Origin of the sequence: Phycicoccus sp. Soil802, assembly GCF_001429605.1 — a bacterium.
In the GTDB taxonomy this organism is placed as follows: Bacteria; Actinomycetota; Actinomycetes; order Actinomycetales; family Dermatophilaceae; genus Pedococcus.
Window position 1 is genome coordinate 124,126 of sequence record NZ_LMSS01000002.1, and the last position, 16,483, is coordinate 140,608.

13 protein-coding genes are annotated in these 16,483 nt (G+C 73.1%); 2 read left to right on the top strand and 11 right to left on the bottom strand.

The features are described 5' to 3' along the window. The first annotated feature begins 2 nt into the window (after positions 1-2). On the top strand, positions 3-1,139 hold the full coding sequence (locus ASG91_RS04115) for a ParB/RepB/Spo0J family partition protein (RefSeq protein WP_056921367.1): 1,137 nt from the start codon (positions 3-5) through the stop codon (positions 1,137-1,139). Between the two features lie 51 nt (positions 1,140-1,190). Here the strand turns inward: ASG91_RS04115 and ASG91_RS04120 are convergent, their stop codons facing one another. From ASG91_RS04120 to ASG91_RS04160, 9 genes are all read right to left on the bottom strand, one after another. After that, on the bottom strand, positions 1,191-2,363 hold the full coding sequence (locus ASG91_RS04120; protein ID WP_082592233.1) for an N-acetylmuramoyl-L-alanine amidase: 1,173 nt from the start codon (positions 2,361-2,363) through the stop codon (positions 1,191-1,193). Positions 2,364-2,591: 228 nt separating this feature from the next. Continuing rightward, the gene (gene trxA / locus ASG91_RS04125; RefSeq protein ID WP_056921368.1) at positions 2,592-2,918 is read right to left on the bottom strand and encodes a thioredoxin; all 327 of its coding nucleotides are present in this window, start codon (positions 2,916-2,918) and stop codon (positions 2,592-2,594) included. A gap of 143 nt (positions 2,919-3,061) precedes the next feature. Then, positions 3,062-4,066, bottom strand: coding sequence for a thioredoxin-disulfide reductase (gene trxB / locus ASG91_RS04130; protein ID WP_056921369.1), 1,005 nt, complete (start codon positions 4,064-4,066; stop codon positions 3,062-3,064). Positions 4,067-4,254: 188 nt separating this feature from the next. After that, the gene (locus tag ASG91_RS04135) at positions 4,255-5,088 is read right to left on the bottom strand and encodes a hypothetical protein (protein ID WP_157606013.1); all 834 of its coding nucleotides are present in this window, start codon (positions 5,086-5,088) and stop codon (positions 4,255-4,257) included. A gap of 85 nt (positions 5,089-5,173) precedes the next feature. Next, positions 5,174-5,722, bottom strand: a complete 549-nt coding sequence (sigM, locus tag ASG91_RS04140; RefSeq protein WP_056921371.1) for an RNA polymerase sigma factor SigM — start codon at positions 5,720-5,722, stop codon at positions 5,174-5,176. A 28-nt stretch (positions 5,723-5,750) separates the two neighbouring features. Continuing rightward, the gene (locus tag ASG91_RS04145) at positions 5,751-7,823 is read right to left on the bottom strand and encodes a hypothetical protein (protein ID WP_157606016.1); all 2,073 of its coding nucleotides are present in this window, start codon (positions 7,821-7,823) and stop codon (positions 5,751-5,753) included. 66 nt (positions 7,824-7,889) lie between these two features. Beyond that, on the bottom strand, positions 7,890-9,533 hold the full coding sequence (gene murJ, locus ASG91_RS04150; RefSeq protein WP_056921373.1) for a murein biosynthesis integral membrane protein MurJ: 1,644 nt from the start codon (positions 9,531-9,533) through the stop codon (positions 7,890-7,892). A gap of 10 nt (positions 9,534-9,543) precedes the next feature. Further along, positions 9,544-11,655 carry a DUF6049 family protein gene (locus tag ASG91_RS04155; protein WP_157606019.1) on the bottom strand — a complete coding sequence of 704 codons (2,112 nt, stop codon included), beginning with the start codon at positions 11,653-11,655 and terminating at the stop codon, positions 9,544-9,546. Continuing rightward, entirely contained in the window at positions 11,655-12,149 is a 495-nt protein-coding gene (locus tag ASG91_RS04160; protein ID WP_056921375.1) for an NUDIX hydrolase, read from the bottom strand. The genes ASG91_RS04155 and ASG91_RS04160 overlap by 1 nt, the downstream gene beginning before the upstream one ends. A 74-nt stretch (positions 12,150-12,223) precedes the next feature. Between ASG91_RS04160 and ASG91_RS04165 the strand changes: the two genes are divergently transcribed. Continuing rightward, a complete protein-coding gene (locus tag ASG91_RS04165) occupies positions 12,224-13,657 on the top strand; it encodes a CCA tRNA nucleotidyltransferase (RefSeq protein WP_056921772.1) in 1,434 nt (477 codons plus the stop codon). A gap of 12 nt (positions 13,658-13,669) precedes the next feature. Here ASG91_RS04165 and ASG91_RS04170 read toward each other — a convergent pair whose 3' ends face one another. Next, positions 13,670-15,493 (bottom strand): stealth family protein, encoded by a 1,824-nt coding sequence (locus ASG91_RS04170; RefSeq protein WP_056921376.1) that lies wholly within the window; start codon positions 15,491-15,493, stop codon positions 13,670-13,672. A 25-nt stretch (positions 15,494-15,518) separates the two neighbouring features. Beyond that, the gene (locus ASG91_RS04175) at positions 15,519-16,430 is read right to left on the bottom strand and encodes an FkbM family methyltransferase (protein WP_082593899.1); all 912 of its coding nucleotides are present in this window, start codon (positions 16,428-16,430) and stop codon (positions 15,519-15,521) included. Positions 16,431-16,483: the final 53 nt, after the last annotated feature.

Consider the following 16,483-nt stretch of genomic DNA (forward strand, 5'->3'; position numbering starts at 1 on the left):
TCATGAGCGAGAAGCGTCGCGCCCTCGGCCGGGGCCTGGGTGCCCTCATCCCCAACGCCCCGACCTCCCCGAACGGCCGTCCCGTGGACGTCTTCTTCCCCGACTCGCGCCCCGGTGCCACCGCGTATGCCGGTGGGTCACCCGCGGGTGAGGGTGACCAGGGTGGGGGAATCGCCGTGGCGGACGTCGACGCGGTCGACGCCGCTGCTCCCGACCCTGCGGCCACCGGTGCCGAGGGGGCCGACCAGGCATCCGCGGAGCCGACGGCTGCCGACGGCTTCGACCTCGCGCCGGTGCCCGGGGTGTCCTACGGCGAGATCCCGGTCGAGCAGATCCGGCCCAACCCGCGCCAGCCCCGGTCGGTCTTCGACGAGGACGACATGGCCGAGCTGGTCCACTCGATCCGCGAGATCGGGGTGCTCCAGCCGATCGTGATCCGGCCCATTCCCGCAGGTCAGGGGCCTGACGAGCTCGACAACGCGGCCGACGGCGTGCGCTACGAGCTGATCATGGGTGAGCGGCGCTGGCGCGCGTCACAGGAGGCCGGCAAGGCCACCGTCCCGGCCATCGTCAAGGAGACCGACGACGACGACCTCCTGCGCGACGCCCTCCTGGAGAACCTGCACCGCAGCCAGCTGAACGCGCTCGAGGAGGCCGCGGCATACCAGCAGCTGCTCGAGGACTTCGGCTGCACGCACGACGAGCTGGCCGCCCGGATCGGTCGCTCGCGACCGCAGATCTCCAACACGCTCCGGCTGCTCAAGCTCCCGCCGCTGGTCGCCCGCCGGGTCGCCGCCGGCGTCCTGTCCGCCGGTCACGCCCGGGCCCTGCTGGGGCTGTCCGACGGCGCCGCGATGGAGCGGGTCGCCCAGCGGATCGTGGCCGAGGGGCTCAGCGTCCGCAACGTCGAGGAGATCGTGGCCGTGGGTGGGCCCGACGAGGTGGCCAAGCCGCGTCGGCCGCGGGCCGGCAACCGGCACCCCCAGCTCGACGACCTGGCGGCCCGGCTCTCCGACCGGTTCGACACCCGGGTGAACATCGCCCTGGGGCAGCGCAAGGGCAAGCTCACCGTCGAGTTCGCCTCGGTCGAGGACCTCAACCGGATCGTCGACATGTTGGGGCTCGAGCGCAGCGCCTGAGCGGGAAAACCGTTGGGGCAGTAGCGGATTCGCGCTGCGGTTGTGGCTGGGTCAGCTGTGTGAGGCGAGGTAGGCGCGCAGGTCGCCGAGTCGCAGCACCCCGGTCGTGGCGGTGTCGTCGTCGCCCATGTAGAGCCGCTGGAGGCTGACCAGGACGGCCTCGGCCAGGGTGTCGCGGAAGAGCGGGTCGGCGAGCCGAGCCGCGTCGTCGGGGTGCGAGAGGTAGCCGGCCTCGATCCGTACCGCCGGCATCCGGGTCTGCTGGAGCAGGGCCCACGAGCGGCCGTGCGAGCGGCAGTTCTCGAGGCCGGTGCGGGCCACCACCTCGCGCAGGACGAGGTCGGCCAGGTGCTCACCCACGGCCGACCAGGAGGTCTGGCGGTCGCGACCGAAGAAGAAGGTGGCCACCCCACTGGCATCCCCGGCGTCGTGGGAGTCGCAGTGCAGCGAGAGCACGAGGTCGGCACCGGCGTCGTTGGCCAGCGCGGCCCGCTCGTCCTCGGTGGGGGAGGTGTGCTCGGTCCGGGTGTAGACCACGGAGACGCCGATCGCGGTCAGCCGGCCCTCGATGCGTCGGGCCAGGTCCATGACCACCTCGGACTCGACCAGCCCGTGGGCCACCGCCCCGGTGTTGCTGCCGCCGTGCCCGGGGTCGAGCACGACCGTGCGCCCGGACAGGCTGTGTCCTGAGCGACGGACGAGCTCGCGCTCGCGCAGCACGTTCGCCGAGCCGCCGGACACCGACCTGCGCAGGTCCTCGAAGGCCCGCAGGGTGTTGGGACCCACGGAACCGTCCCCGGACAGGCCGTAGGCCCGCTGGAAGCTGCGGACCGCGCGCTCGGTCTCGGGTCCGAAGCGACCGTCGACCCGCCCCGCGGCGAAGCCCAGGGTGTTGAGCCGCTCCTGCAGGGTGACCACGTCCTCACCGCGCTGGAGGTGTCCAGGGGTGTGCAGCAGGATCCGGTCACCGAGCGCCCAGCGCGCGCCGTCGATGGCGGTGAACGTCTCCACGCCCACCACGCCGTCGACGATGAGGCCCTTGTGCTGCTGGAAGGCGCGCACGGCCCGCTCCAGGGCGGCGTCGAACACGGTGGGGTCGTCGGCCTGCAGGTCCGGGCGCTCGGGCAGCTGGTCGGGTGGCAGCGCGGCCAGCCGGGCCCGCACGTCGGCGACCGCGGGGCCGTGGCTGCCGAGGCCGAGCAGGCCGTACTTGCTGTCTGACACGCGGCCTCCTCGGGATGGTGGGCGACGCCCGGTGGACGGATCATCGCAGCTGGATGTTTGTGCAGGTCAGCGGTGGTGCAGTGGCACCGGTGGGCGGGCTCGTGGCACACCGTGTCCGACTCCCGAGCCTAGGTCAGAACGGCGTCGCGGACCAACCGGACCGGCCCGGCAATGACGATGCCGGTCGCGCCCACCTCGGGCGCGACCGGCATCCGGTCACGGGGTCACTCAGCCGAGGTAGTCGGCGAGCTCACGCACCAGCTTCGGCTTGGGCATGGCGCCCACGAGGGTCTTCACGACCTCGCCACCGACATAGACGTTGAGGGTCGGGATGCCGGTGATGCCGTAGCGGCTGCTGACCGCGAGGTTCTCGTCGGTGTTGAGCTTGACGATCTCGATCTTGTCGGCGTGGGCGACGGCCAGCTCCTCGAGGATCGGGGCGACGGCGCGGCACGGGCCGCACCAGGGCGCCCAGAAGTCCACCAGGACCGGCTTGTCTTTCTGGAGGACGTCGGCCTCGAAGGTGGCGTCCGTGGTGTCCTTGATGGCTCCCACTCGGGGGCTCCTTTCGGTGGTGCTGCGGTTGGTTGGCTGGGTGTGCGGTGTGGCTGGGTGGGGCTGCGTCTGCCTGCCATGATCCCCGCGGGGTCTGACAGGCGGACGGGTGGGGTCGGTGCGTCGGGGTCAGTGCGTCAGGGTCAGTGCGTCAGGGCGGGCTCATCGGTGAGGGCAGCGTCGGTGGCGGGTGCGCCGGCGTGCTCTCGGTCGGCGAGGAACCGCTCGGCGTCGAGCGCCGCGGCGCAGCCGGACCCCGCCGCCGTGATGGCCTGCCGGTAGGTGTGGTCGACCAGGTCGCCCGAGGCGAAGACGCCGGGGAGGTTGGTCCGCGTGGTGCGGCCCTCGACGAGGACGTAGCCCTCGTCGTCGAGGTCGACGACGCCCTTGACCAGCTCGTTGCGCGGGTCGTGGCCGATCGCGACGAACAGGCCGGTGACGGGCAGCTCGCGGGTCGTACCGGTCTCGGTGTCGCGCAGCGTGATGCCGGTCAGCTTGGCGTCGCCGTGGATCGCCTCGACGGCGGAGTTCCAGGCGAACTTGATCTTGTCGTTGGACAGCGCGCGCTCGGCCATGATCTTGGAAGCCCGCAGCTCGCCGCGGCGGTGCACGATGGTCACCGAGCGGGCGAACTTGGTGAGGAAGGTGGCCTCCTCGACAGCGGAGTCGCCGCCACCCACGACGGCGATGTCCTGGTCACGGAAGAAGAACCCGTCACAGGTCGCACACCACGAGACGCCGTGGCCGGACAGCCGCTTCTCGTCGGGCAGACCCAGCTCGCGGTAGGCCGAGCCCATGGCGAGGATGACGGCGTGCGCGCGGTAGGTGTTGCCCTCGGCGTCGACGACCGTCTTGACCTCACCCTCGAGGTCGACGGACTCGACGTCGTCGGTGATGATCTCGGCGCCGAACCGCTCGGCCTGGGCCCGCATGTTCTCCATCAGGTCGGGGCCCATGATCCCGTCGCGGAACCCCGGGAAGTTCTCCACCTCGGTGGTGTTCATCAGGGCGCCACCCGCGGTGACGGCGCCTTCGAAGAGCAGCGGCTGGAGGTTGGCACGGGCCGCGTAGACGGCGGCGGTGTAACCCGCCGGGCCGGAGCCGATGATGATCAGACTGCGGATGTCGGCGGGTGCGGTGGTGGTCACGCGGTTACAGCCCCTTGTGGTCGAGAAGGCGGTGCACCGCAACATACGGTGCCGGACTCTTCAACCGATCGTAGGCCCTGAATGTTCCGGCGGCTCCGCGACACCCAGCTCCCCGGCAAAACGGCAGCTGCCCTCACTCCCGCCCGTCTGCAGCTGGGCGGAAGGGGACGCAATTGCCGTTGTGCGGGTCAGGGGAGGGTGAGGGGTCCGGCGAGCAGCCGGGGGTGCTGCGCGTCGCAGTCGGGCGCCACGGCATACACCGACTCGGTGCTGCCCCGGTCGACCAGCACGATCACCGCCGGGACACCGTCGAGGGTCGCCACGTCGCCCCGCACCGGGAGCCCGTCGGGCACGCCCAGCGCGGTGAGGCAGCCCCGCAGCCCGGCCTCGCCGTAGGGCACGGCGTGGTCCTTCGCGGCCGAGGAGGCCTGGAAGGTGGTGCCCAGCGTCGCCGCCTGGGTGGCCAGGCCCGAGATCGTGTATGCCGTGCCGGTCGCGGCGAGGGCCACGTCGCCGACCGAGCTGCGCACCCGCTTGTCCGGGGTGACCGGCCCGGGGGTCGCCGTGGAGCCGGGGGCTTCGGGAGCACCACCGGAGTCGGCGACGGAGCCCCTGTTCCCCTCGGCGCTGCTGGCGCTGTCGGCGGAGGAGCTGCCCTTGAGCGAGGCCATCACGTCGCCGGGGCCGGTGCCGGTCAGCAGGGCGGGCAGGCCCACCGCGAGGACCACGGCGGCAGCTGCGGCGGCACCCAGGTGCTGCCAGCCCCAGCTGCGCCGGCGCAGGGGCACGACGGTGCCGCCCTCGCGGGCGGACTGCTCCTGGGCGATCGAGGCACTGATCCGGGCGACCAGGTCGGGAGGCATGGGACCGGGGTCGGGCAGCGCCGAGAGGAGCGCCCGGATGCCGGTGGGGTCGTGCTCGACGTCGTCGTGCCGCCCCGGGCCCGCGACGCGCGGGTCCTGCGGGCTGCTGCCGTGCGGGGGGACGCCACTGTCCGCCGGGGGCACGGGGGGTGTGCTCACCACGACTTCCTCCAGACGATGGGTGTCGGTCTCGTGGTCGCGCGGCTGCCGGTGCGGGCACGGCGGTGGCGACATGTGTACGACGTCACGGCTGCCCCGATGGTTCCCGCAGGAGCTCGGCCATGGCGTCCCGACCCCGGCTGCACCGCGACTTCACGGTGCCCTCCGCGACCTCGAGCACAGCGGCCGCCTCGGCGACCGACATGCCGTGCATGTCGACCAGGATCAGCGCCATCCGCTGGCCCTCGGGGAGGCGCTCGAGCGCCTCACGGACGTCGAGGCGGGTGTCGACCGACGACTCCGCGTCGTGGCGGTCGGCCAGCTCGTGCTCGGGCAGCTCGCTGGTGGGCTTGTCGCGCCGCAGCCGGTCGAGGCAGGCGTTGACCACGATGCGGTGCAGCCACGTGGTGACCGCCGCGTCGCCCCGGTAGGACCCGGCCCGCCGGAAGGCCGAGATGAAGGCGTCCTGGACGCAGTCGGAGGCGAGCTCGCGGTTGCGGGTCGTGCGCAGGGCCACCGCCCACATCCGGTCGCGGTGCCGCCGGAACAGCTCGCCGAACGCGTCGGGGTCGCCCTCGACGTGCGCGCGCAGCAACGCGCGGTCGTCCTGCTCGTGCAACGGGAGGCTGCTCATGGGTGTGCCGGTCGGCCGCCGCGCCGGCTCAGCTGACCGTGACCTCGGCGACCGTGGCGCGGAACCGGCCGTCGGACACCTGGGTCACCGCGGTGAACCAGACGAAGACGTACTGGCCCTTGACGATCGAGGGGGCCTTGAGGGTCACCGCGCCGGACTTGCCCTGCGAGGAGCCGATCTTGGTGGCGCTGCCCAGGCTGTCGCGGTCCTGGCCGACGTAGACGGTCACGTCGGCCGCGTTGGGCAGCACGAGCTCGACCGTGGAGACACTGCGGTTCTGGCCGAGGTCGAGCCGCAGGCCGACGCCCTTCTTGAGGCCCCCGAGGTTCGGGCTGGCGTAGCCCTCGGAGCTCCAGTAGGTGTTGGTCTTGCCGTCGAAGACGCGAGCGGCCTCACCGTTGCGCTCGGCGCCGTCGCCCTCGGGATCGAAGCCGGTGGCGCTGAGGATCGCGAACGACTCGCCGCCGCCCTCGTCAGGGGGCGTGGGTGTGACCGTGACGGCTGGGGCAGTCACCTTGACCGTGCCCTTCGGGGTGGGGGTGCCACCGAGCCCGAGGTCGCTGTTGGAACCGATCCTCGAGGCACCCCAGAAACCGAGGATCGTGGCGACGACCAGGAACGCCGCCATGATCGCCAGGACCACCTTGGCCTGGTCCCGGGTCGGGGCCGTGCCGGTCTCGGCGGAGAGCATCGGCAGGGGCGGCCCGAGTGGCTCCTGCCCCTCGACGAGGGCCTGGTTGAGGGAGATCCGGCGCTCCTCGGCGCGCTCCTCGGCGGCCTGGCGCTGGGCCCGGCGCTCGGCTGCCTTGTCGGCTGCTGCCCGGGCGAAGCTGCCGACCCGGTGGGCCGCGGCACCGGCGGCGTGTCCGGCGGCGTGGCCGGCCGTGCCGAGGGCGGTACCCACTGCGGTCGCCGCAGCGGACGCCTGGGCGGCGGCGGCGGCGCCGCCCGGCTGCCCCGGTCCCTGGTCGACGCCGTCATCGGCGTCGGAGTCGTGCTCGGAGTCGTGGTCGGTGGCGGGACCGACCGGGCCCTGCGGTATGCCGGGTGCCCCGGTGGCGGGCGTGAGCGGCTGGGTGGGGGTGGGCTCGCCGAGGGCGGCGGCGCCGACCGCGGCACCCGCGGGAGCAGCCCACGGTGCCTCGTGCCGGCCGCGCCCGGCTGCCTCGCCGGGGCCCTGCTCGTCGGGGTGGACCGGCGGCGGGGGGACCGGCGGGGCCGGCACGGAGGCGAGCGCCGCGTCGAGCTCCTCGCGCGGCATCGCGATCGTGCGGGTGCTGCCGTCGTCGACCGGTCGCGTCCCCCCGAGGCCCTGCACCTGCGACATCGCCCACGGGGCGATCTGGCTCGCGAAGTCGCCCGGCGTGAGCGGGCCCTGGTCCTCGTTGAGGGTGAGCCGGCACAGCGCGTCGAGGTCACCGGGCACGCCGGCCGCGATCTCGGACGGGGCCGGCACGCCGCCGACGACGTGGGGCGCGGACTCGAGCCCGGCGACGTGGCCGGGCAGGGGCCACCGGCTGGTCAACGCGGCATACGTGATGGCCACGACGCCCACGGCGTCGGTGCGGGCCGCGCGGGCGGCGTCGACGTCGTCGTCGGTGGCCATCGCCGCGGTGGTGGCCACGCCCCGCACCTTGATGGTGCCGTCGTGGGCGCGCAGGATCGAGTGGGGAGTCAGCCGCAGGTGGTGCAGGCCACGACCGCGCGCCGCCTCGAGGCCGGTCGCGGCCTCGCCGGCGATCCGCCGCACCTCCTCGGCGGGCAGGCCACCCTGCTCGAGGAGGTGGGTGAGGGTGTGGGAGTCGTGGATGGCCTCCTCGACGAAGAACGCGATGCCCTCGGAGCGGCCGACGTCGAGCACCCGCACGAGCCGGTGGTTGTCGAGGCCGGCGGCCCGGCGGGCGGCGTCGAGGGTGGTGTCGGCGTGGGACTCCTGCTCGGAGAAGCAGACGATGACCACATCGCGCTCGAGGGTGGTGTCGTGGGCCGACCAGCGTTCGGCCTTCGGCAGCTGCTCGAGCCGGCGCTGGACGGCGTAGCGACCGCCGAGCACCGTCGAAGGGCCTACCCCGTGCACGCTGCCTCCTACGGTCTCGTCCACCACGTCACACTCGATGCGCCACCCCGGCTGGCCAGCCGGCCGCGGCCTCATCCTAGGGCGTGCGGATCAGGAGGGGCGTCGACGCAGGCGGCGCAGCAGCGGGTCGAGGAGCAGCGCGACCTCCTGGACCCGCATGACGTGGGCGAGCGTGAGCGCGATGAGGACGAACACCCCGCCGCCGGCCACGACCTCGACGAACGCGCCGCTCCAGGACGTGCGGTCGACGCCCAGCGCCTCCACGGCCCGCAGTCCCAGCCAGGTCAGCACCCCGGCGACGGCGGAGGCCAGCGCCAGCCGGACGTAGCCGCGGATGCTCGGCCGCAGGTGCAGCGACCCGAGCCTGCGACGCAGCAGGACGAACCCGAGCAGCGCGGCGGCGAGGTTGCTCAGCGTCTGCCCGAGCCCGACCACGATCCCGGTGTGGGTGGGGTCGACCGTGGCGGCAGTGAGGTTCGCGACGGTCGCCACCACGGTGACGACGAGCTGCAGGCGGAAGGGGGTCCGGGCGTCCTCGTAGGCGTAGAAGACGCGCTGGATGAGGTAGAGCCACCCGAACGGCACCAGGCCCAGCATCATCGCCACCATCACCCGCCCGATCGCGGCGGACTCCTGCGGGGTGTTGTCGAAGAAGGCGACCCGGGCGACCTGGGTCCCGAGCACGATCATGGCGACGGTGCCGGGCACCAGCAGCACGGCCGGCATCCGCAGGCCGCTGCCGAGGTCGGCCACCACCGCCGCGCTGTCGCCACGGTGGGCGGCCTGGGACAGCCGGGTGAAGAGCGCGGTCACGAGCGAGACCGTGATGAGGGAGTGGGGGAGCATGAAGAGCAGGAAGGCATAGCCGTAGGCGGCGAGACCCGCGCCCACCTCGTCGCGGCCCTCCAGCAGGTGCGTGGCGCGAGTCATCACCTGGGACGTCACGATGTAGCCGGCCTGGCTCAGGGCGACCGCGGCGAAGGTCCACCCCGCGACCTTCGACGCGCTGCGCAGGCCCACCCCGCGGAAGCCCCACACCGGGCGGTAGCGGAACCCGCTGGCCCGCAGGGGCAGCCACAGTGCCGCCGCCTGCACCGCGACTCCCAGCGTCGCGGTGCCGGCGAGGATCCAGATCATCCCCGGGGTCCACTCGCCGACCTTGACGGTGTCGGGGTAGGCCACCTTGAACCAGAGCAGCCCGCCGATGGCGACGAGGTTGGCCAGCGCCGGGGCCCACATGTAGGCCGCGAACTGGCCACGGGCGTTGAGCACCTGGCCGAAGAGCGTGTAGAGGCCGTAGAAGAAGACCTGCGGGAGGCAGATGAACGCGAACGCCACGGCCAACCCGACCGCGTCGGAGTCCCACTCACGGGTCGCGAACACCCGGACCAGCAGGGGCGCGGCGAGGGTCACGAGGACGGTGGCGCCGACGAGGAGGGCCAGCGAGAGCGTCAGCAGGCGGTTGACGAAGGCGTGGCCGCCGTCGTCGTGGCTCGCCGCCTTGGTGATCTGGGGCACCAGGACGGCGTTGAGGACCCCACCGGCGAGCAGGAGGTAGAACTGGTTGGGCAGCGTGTTCGCCACCTGGAAGGTGTCGGCGGCCAGGCCGATGCCGACCGCGCCACTGAGCAGCGCGGCGCGCCCGAACCCCAGGACCCGCGAGACGACGGTGCCCGCGGCCATGAGGGCGCTGGACCGGGCGAGGCTGCGCTCGCCGGACGGTGCGTCTGTCATCGATCCAAGGTCATGCGGTGGTGGCCTCTCGGGGCAGCGGGTCGGGAGCGGTCGGCGGCGGTGACCCGGTGGAGTGCACGGACCCGGTGGGGTCCGGACCGCTGCCCGGCCGACGTCGGAAGGTCCGCACGATACCCAGCAGGAGGATCGCGCCCGCCACGCCACCCAGGCCCCAGTAGATCCAGTGACCGGTGGGGGTCACCCGGACCTGCACGTCGGCGCCCTGCCCGATGACGGTCCCGTCGGGGGTGGTGAGCGTGGTGCGCAGCGGCACCGGACCGGCGGCGAGCGCGGTCACCCGCACCGTCACCGTGGCTCGGCTGCGCGGCCCGATCCGCAGCACCGCGGGCTGGCTGTCGATCCGCAGCCGGGGGTTCGACGCCTCGACGGTGAGCTTCACGTCGTCGACCGGGACGGCCAGGTCGTTGGTCACGGTGATCTGGAGGCGGCCGGAGTCGGCGAGGAAGTTGATCGTGCTGGCCGAGACCTTGACCGCGGTGGTGGTCTGTCGCGCGGCCTCGGAGACCCGGCCGCTCAGGGTGTTCCAGGCCGTGGGCGCGGCTCGCCAGCGGGTGGAGGCGAGCTGCTCGGCGGCGCGGGTCCAGGTGCGCAGGAACGCGTCGCCGTCGTCGCGGATCTGGGCCACGCCGCGGACCGTGCGGACGGTCTGCTCGAGCTGTCCGACCCGGGCCGTCGTCAGCACCGCTCGACCGCCGGTCGCCGGCACGCTCGGCCGGGTCACCGGGGCCGAGCTGGTCGGGACGGCCCGCCGAGCCTTCGCCAGCATCGCGTCGGTCGTGGTCGGCGCCAGCCACGGAATCGTGGCCGTGGCGGCGAAGAAGCTCCGGGCGGTGTCGGGGTCGGGGTTGAACGAGCGCGGGGCGGCCACGAAGACGCTGCGTCCCTCGGTGCCCGGGAGCTCGTTGAGCAAGGCCACCGAGTCGGCGACGAACTGCTGGGTGCTGAGCACCCCGTCCGAGGCGGACGTGGTGCGGGCCAGCAGCCCGCTCAGGGAGTCGTCGTAGGCGAGCAGCGGCAGCCCGGTCGTGCTGCGCTGCGCAGCGCTGGGGGTGTTGGCCGACCCGGCGGGGGTGAGCGCCGCCCCGGACGTCACCTGCCCCGCGAGGGCCGGCACCCGGAAGACGCGGCGCAGGGCGCTCTCGCGGGTCGCGGTGTAGCCACCGTCGGCAGGCCACGCGATGTCGGCGCGCCCGTCGAGCTTCGCGGCCACCCCGTCGGCGCGGTCCACGAAGCTGCGCATCAGCGGCTCACCGGCCCGGATGCCCGCGACGGCGGCCAGGTCGGCGTCCGTGTCGGGCAGCACCCAAGGGCTGTGCTGTGCGGCGAGGTCGGTGATCCGGTCCTCGGTGGCGACCCGGATGGCGCTCTCCTGCCGGCCCTGCGCGGAGTCGGCCTCGATGTCGACGTCGTCGGGCAGCAGGGTGGGGGTCAGCGTCGGGTCGATCGCCCAGGTGACCGGCGCGTCCTCGGTGGCCCGGATGACCCGCGCCACCCGCGATCCCTCGCCCAGCGCCTCGCCCCAGGCGGTCTCGCGGGCGGCGCCGCTGCCGCCGAACAGGTTGGGGTCGGGGTCGAGGGTGAGTGGGGCGGCCCAGCTGATCGACATCGGCTGGTACTGCTTGGTCTGCTGGTAACCCGCGAAGGTCCGGATGCTCGCCGGGCCCGACTGGATGCTGAGCGGGATGGCGCCGTAGGCGGCCGGGCCGAGCGTGGCCAGCTTCGGGACCCGGACCGAGAAGGTCTGGCTGCCGCCTGCGGGCACCGAGCCGGTCAGTCGGCTCTGCCCCACCACTTTCCCGGCGGCCGGACCGGTCTGCGCGGCCCAGTCGCGGACCGCCTTGCGGGTCGGCTCCATCGACCCCATGACCACCGAGACGGTCGGGCGGGCCAGCGCGGAGCCGCCGCCGTTGTGCAGCGTGCCGGTGACGACCAGGTCGTCCCCGGCCTTCGCGACCGCAGGGGTCACCGAGCTGAGGTCGAGGGTGACGTCGGCCGCGGTCGGTGCCGCGGAAGCCGGGGTCGCCGGGGTCGCGACGGCGCACCACGCGGGCACGGCCAGCGCCGCCGCGGCGAGCACGCGGCATACCGAAGCGCGGTGCATCACCCGTCTCCGGCCAGTCGCTGCCAGGCCTGCCTCGCGATGCGGCGCTCGTTGGGGAAGGTGAGGTGCTCGTGCGCCTCGCGCAGCGGCAGCCAGGCGACGTCGATGGCCTCGTGGTCGGGGTCGTTCTCGATGGTGAGGTGACCGCCCGTGGCCTCGAGGAGGTAGTGGTGCACGAACTTGTGGATCCGGCGCTCGCCGGTGGCGAACCAGTAGTCGATGGTGCCGAGCTCGGTGAGGACGCGGCCCTCGATGCCGGTCTCCTCCTCGACTTCGCGGGCCGCGGCCTGCTGCAGCGTCTCGCCGTGCTCCATGTGGCCCTTGGGCAGGCACCACTCGATCCGGCCGGCCCGGTTGCGCCTGGCGATGACCGCGATCCGCGCCACGCCTTCGTGCACGTCGACGACGATCCCCCCGGCGGAACGCTCCTCGACCGAGGGCAGCCGAGGCCGGCTGGGCGCCAGTCTCTCGGGGTCGCGAGCGGGGGAGGTCACCGTGCCACTCTAACGAGCGCCTACCCTTGACCTCCGTGTCCACCGCCGATCCCCGCGAGCCGCTGCCCGAGCTCATGCGCCGGGCCACCGCGCACCTCGCACCGGTGGTGCCGCTGCTCGCCGAGCTCGGCGAGCTGTTCGCGGCGCAGGGCCACGAGCTCGCCCTCGTGGGGGGGCCGGTGCGCGACGCCTTCCTCGGGCGGATGTCGCCCGACCTCGACTTCACGACCAGCGCGTCGCCCGACCAGACGCTGGCCATCCTGCGCCCGTGGAGTGACGCGCACTGGGACATCGGCCGCGAGTTCGGCACCATCGGCGCGCGCCGCGGTGACCACGTCGTCGAGGTCACCAGCTACCGCGCCGACGCCTACGACGGCCAGACCCGTCGGCCCGTCGTCGCCTTCGGCGACAACCTCGAGGACGACCTGGTCCGGCGCGACTTCACCGTCAACGCGATGGCCATGCGGCTGCCGTCGATGGAGTTCGTGGACCCGTATGCCGGGTTGGCCGACCTCGCCGCCCGTCGCCTGCGCACGCCCGGACCGCCCGAGGTGTCGTTCGGCGACGACCCGCTGCGGATGATGCGGGCCTGCCGCTTCGTGGCCCAGCTCGAGGTCGACGTGGCCCCCGAGGTGCGCGACGCGATGACCGCGATGGCCGCCACGATCGCGATCGTGTCGGCCGAGCGGGTCCGGGACGAGCTGACCAAGCTCCTGCTCGCGCCGTCCCCGCACGGGGGGCTGCGGCTCCTGGTCGACAGCGGGCTGGCCGACCACGTGCTGCCCGAGCTGCCGGCCCTCAAGCTCGAGATCGACGAGCACCACCGGCACAAGGACGTCTACGAGCACTCGTTGCGGGTGCTCGACCAGGCGATCGCGCTCGAGGGACCGGCCGACGGCCCGGAGTCCTCGGTGCCCGGCCCCGACCTGGTGCTGCGCCTCGCCGCGCTGCTCCACGACATCGGCAAGCCGGCGACCCGCAGGTTCGAGCCGGGGGGCGGGGTCTCCTTCCACCACCACGAGGTGGTCGGCGCCAAGCTCACCGCCAAGCGGCTCAAGGCCCTGCGCTACGACAAGGACACGGTCAAGGCGGTGACCCGGCTGGTCGAGCTGCACCTGCGGTTCCACGGGTATGGCGACGGGGCGTGGACCGACTCGGCCGTGCGCCGCTACGTCACCGATGCGGGCCCGCTGCTGCAGCGCCTGCACCGGCTCACCCGGTCGGACTCGACCACCCGCAACGCCCGCAAGGCGGCTCGGCTGTCGCAGACCTACGACGCGCTCGAGACGCGGATCGAGGCGCTGATGGCGGCCGAGGAGCTGGCCAAGGTCCGCCCGGAGCTCAACGGCAACGAGATCGCCGAGGTGCTCGGCATCCCGCCCGGACCGGTGCTCGGCCGCGCCTACTCGTTCCTGCTCGAGCTGCGGCTCGACCAGGGCATGGTCGGTCGCGACGCGGCCGTCGCGGCGCTCCGGGACTGGTGGGCCCAGCAGCCGGAGAGCCGCTGACCGTCGGGGCGGTCAGACCCCGTCGGGTGCGTCGGGTGCGTCCGGCACCTCTGGCGGTGCGTCGGTCTCCTCGGCGGTGGCGGGCTGCTCAGGCTCGTCGTCGAGCTCCCACGCGGCCGGGTCGGGGAAGTAGCGGCGCATCCAGGTGGCGACGCGCTCGCGCTGCGCGTCCGTCGCCGCAGGGCTGTCGTTGATGCAGAACGCGTCGAAGCTGCGGTTCTGCAGCAGGCGACGCATCCGGCGCAGCGCCGTCGGGTTCGAGATGTCGAAGTAGTCGTAACGGATCGACCCCGGGACGGCCGACCCGGAGAGGTAGCCGTAGTAGTGGTGCAGCCACGAGTTGATCTCGTAGTCCGCCCCCGAGCGGAACTGGCTGTTCCAGGTCGTCGAGAACACCGACGGGTAGCGCGTCTCCAGGTCGAGCATGACGCTGCGCCGCTGGGTGATCGGGGTGTGGAAGAAGGCCCGCGTGGGTGAGCGACCGAAGTCCTTCTCGAGGAGGTCGACGACGTTGCGGCGGGCCTGCTCGTGGGGCTGTGCCACACCTTCGTCGTGGAACCCCAGGGTCGACCGCGACAGGAAGAAGCGGGAGGCGCCGTTGCCCTGGAAGAACAGCGACGGCGTCGTGGGCCGACCCAGGAAGAAGTCGTCGTTGAAGTGGATGTAGTGCTCGCTCAGGCCCTCGATGTGGTGGAGCCGTGCGCCGATGGCGTGCGAGTTGAAGGACGGCAGGCGTCCCGCGCCGGCGAAGAGGTCCGCGTGGTCGACGATGGTGATCCGGTCGTTCGTCGGGTCCAGCCACGACGGGACCTGCTGGTCGGTCACGAGGTAGATGTTGCGGGCCCACGGGGCGAACCGCTCGACCGACCGCAGCGAGTAGCGCAGCTCGCCGTTGTCGCGGAACCGCTCGGCCGCCGCGCCGGCGTCCTCGGGCTCGAGGCCGCAGGCGACGAGGGCAGCGTTCTTGCGCTCGAACCACGCCGGGTCCGAGCCGTCGACCCACATGTAGACCAGGTCGATCGGGAAGTCCACGGCGAAGATGTCGCGGGCGGTGAGGCTCCCGAACGTGCGCATGCTGCGCGAGCCGTCGCTGATCGTGGCGGGCACCTGGCTGGCGGAGCCCAGGTGGGTGGTGCGGGTGTTGCGGGACGGGGCGTTCAGGCTGCCGTCCTCGTCCTCGTCCCACCGGTCGACCCGGCACGAGAACGGCCGGTCGAAGACCCGACCCGTGGGGGTCGGCACCATCATGGTGAAGACCTCGAGCTCGCGCTGCGACCGCACCGCGAGGTCGATCGCGGGCTCGGAGAGCTGGCCCGGCAGCCGCCGCGCCTGTCCGCGGGGCGTGCGGCCACGGACCGCGACGTAGAGCGGCGCCTCCGCGGAGAGGGCCTCGAGGGCCTCGACGAACCGGCGCCAGCTGTGCTGCGGGATGCCGATCCGGGTGCGCGGGCTGGCCGACTCGGGCACGACGAAGTAGTCGATCGCGTGCGCCTCGCAGAGCGAGACGACGAGGTCGCGGTTGGCCCGGTAGGCGCCGTCCGGCGTGATCCCCGGTCGGACCTGCAGGAGCCGCATCCGCCCGCGACGCCGGGCGACGACCACGTCGGGCCGGGCCAGGACGGCAGCCGGCTGGGCCTGCACGAAGGCGCGCTCCTCGAACCGGTGGAGCACTCGGTAGAGGCGGACGCTGTGGCGCCGCGCTCGCGATGCAGGGGTGGCGCTGGGCAGCACCGGTTCGTAGCCGCCGGGAGGGAACTGCCCGTCCCGGGCCTCGCGCAGGCGGAGTCGGTCGCGCTGGGCGGCACGCAGCCGCCGGAGCACGCTCTTGGGGGTCATCGGTTCGTCAGCATCGGGTCGTCGGTCACGCGTGCTTCGCGTTCCAGCCGTCCGGCGGCGCCTGGCCACCCGGCACCATGAGGTTGGTGTCCTCCGTGCACTCGGCGATGGCCGCCAGCCAGCGCTGCACGCTGGCGTCGAGGCCCTCGGGCTTGGTGGGACTCAGCAGCCAGTCGCGGCTGGTGTGGCTGAGGTGGAGGCGGTAGGTGTCGAGCGGCGTCTCGACCCACTCGTCGCCGACGGCGCGGTGCAGGCGGTAGCCGATGCTGCCGAGCAGGCGGAGCACCGAGTCGGTCATCCGGGCGTCGGACTTGGGCAGCAGCTCGAAGACGATGCTGGGGCGGGCCCGGTCCAGCGTCAGCAGCCCCCCGCGCAGGACGTGGGGCTCGAAGGTCTCCACGTCGATCTTCATCACCGAGGGCGTCACGCCGCGCTCGAGGCAGAAGTCGTCGAGGGTCGTCACCGTGACGCCCACCGACTGGGCGCTCTCCCGGAAGCCCTCGCTGAGGGAGTTGGAGGTCTCGGCCTTGGCGGAGATGTAGAGCGTGGCCTTGCCGGGTGCCGAGGACAGCGCCAGCTGCTCGACGGAGTAGCTGAGGCCGTTGCGGGCCGCCAGGCGCCGGGCGATGTCGGCGGTGTGGGGAGTGGGCTCGAAGGCGATCACCTGCACGTCGTCGTCGGCGAAGATCGTCGCGATCAAGGCGGAGTAGAGGCCGATGTGGGCGCCCACGTCGAGGAAGGAGGTGGGTCGCGGGGCCAGCTCGGCCAGGGCCAGCAAGGTCGCCTGCGTCAGGGGCTCGTAGCCCGCCAGACCGGCCCGCCGCAGCTGCCGCTGCACCGCGGTCTCCTTGCGGTCGAGGACGTTGAGCCTGCCGGCGTACGAGCCGGTCGACGAGATCACACGGCCGTTCCGCGGCACTCGGACAAACATCGGCATGGAGGGGTCCTTGCGGGTCTGGGGGGCAGGTAGGGGTTCAGGTCTGGTGGCCG

Bases quoted from the DNA above. Each gene is read 5' to 3' on its own strand.
- ASG91_RS04115 (WP_056921367.1), top strand. From the start codon at position 3: ATGAGCGAGAAGCGTCGCGCCCTCGGCCGGGGCCTGGGTGCCCTCATC.
- sigM (WP_056921371.1), bottom strand. From the start codon at position 5,722: ATGAGCAGCCTCCCGTTGCACGAGCAGGACGACCGCGCGTTGCTGCGC.
- murJ (WP_056921373.1), bottom strand. From the start codon at position 9,533: ATGACAGACGCACCGTCCGGCGAGCGCAGCCTCGCCCGGTCCAGCGCC.
- ASG91_RS04155 (WP_157606019.1), bottom strand. From the start codon at position 11,655: ATGCACCGCGCTTCGGTATGCCGCGTGCTCGCCGCGGCGGCGCTGGCC.
- ASG91_RS04165 (WP_056921772.1), top strand. From the start codon at position 12,224: ATGCGCCGGGCCACCGCGCACCTCGCACCGGTGGTGCCGCTGCTCGCC.
- ASG91_RS04170 (WP_056921376.1), bottom strand. From the start codon at position 15,493: ATGACCCCCAAGAGCGTGCTCCGGCGGCTGCGTGCCGCCCAGCGCGAC.
- ASG91_RS04175 (WP_082593899.1), bottom strand. From the start codon at position 16,430: ATGCCGATGTTTGTCCGAGTGCCGCGGAACGGCCGTGTGATCTCGTCG.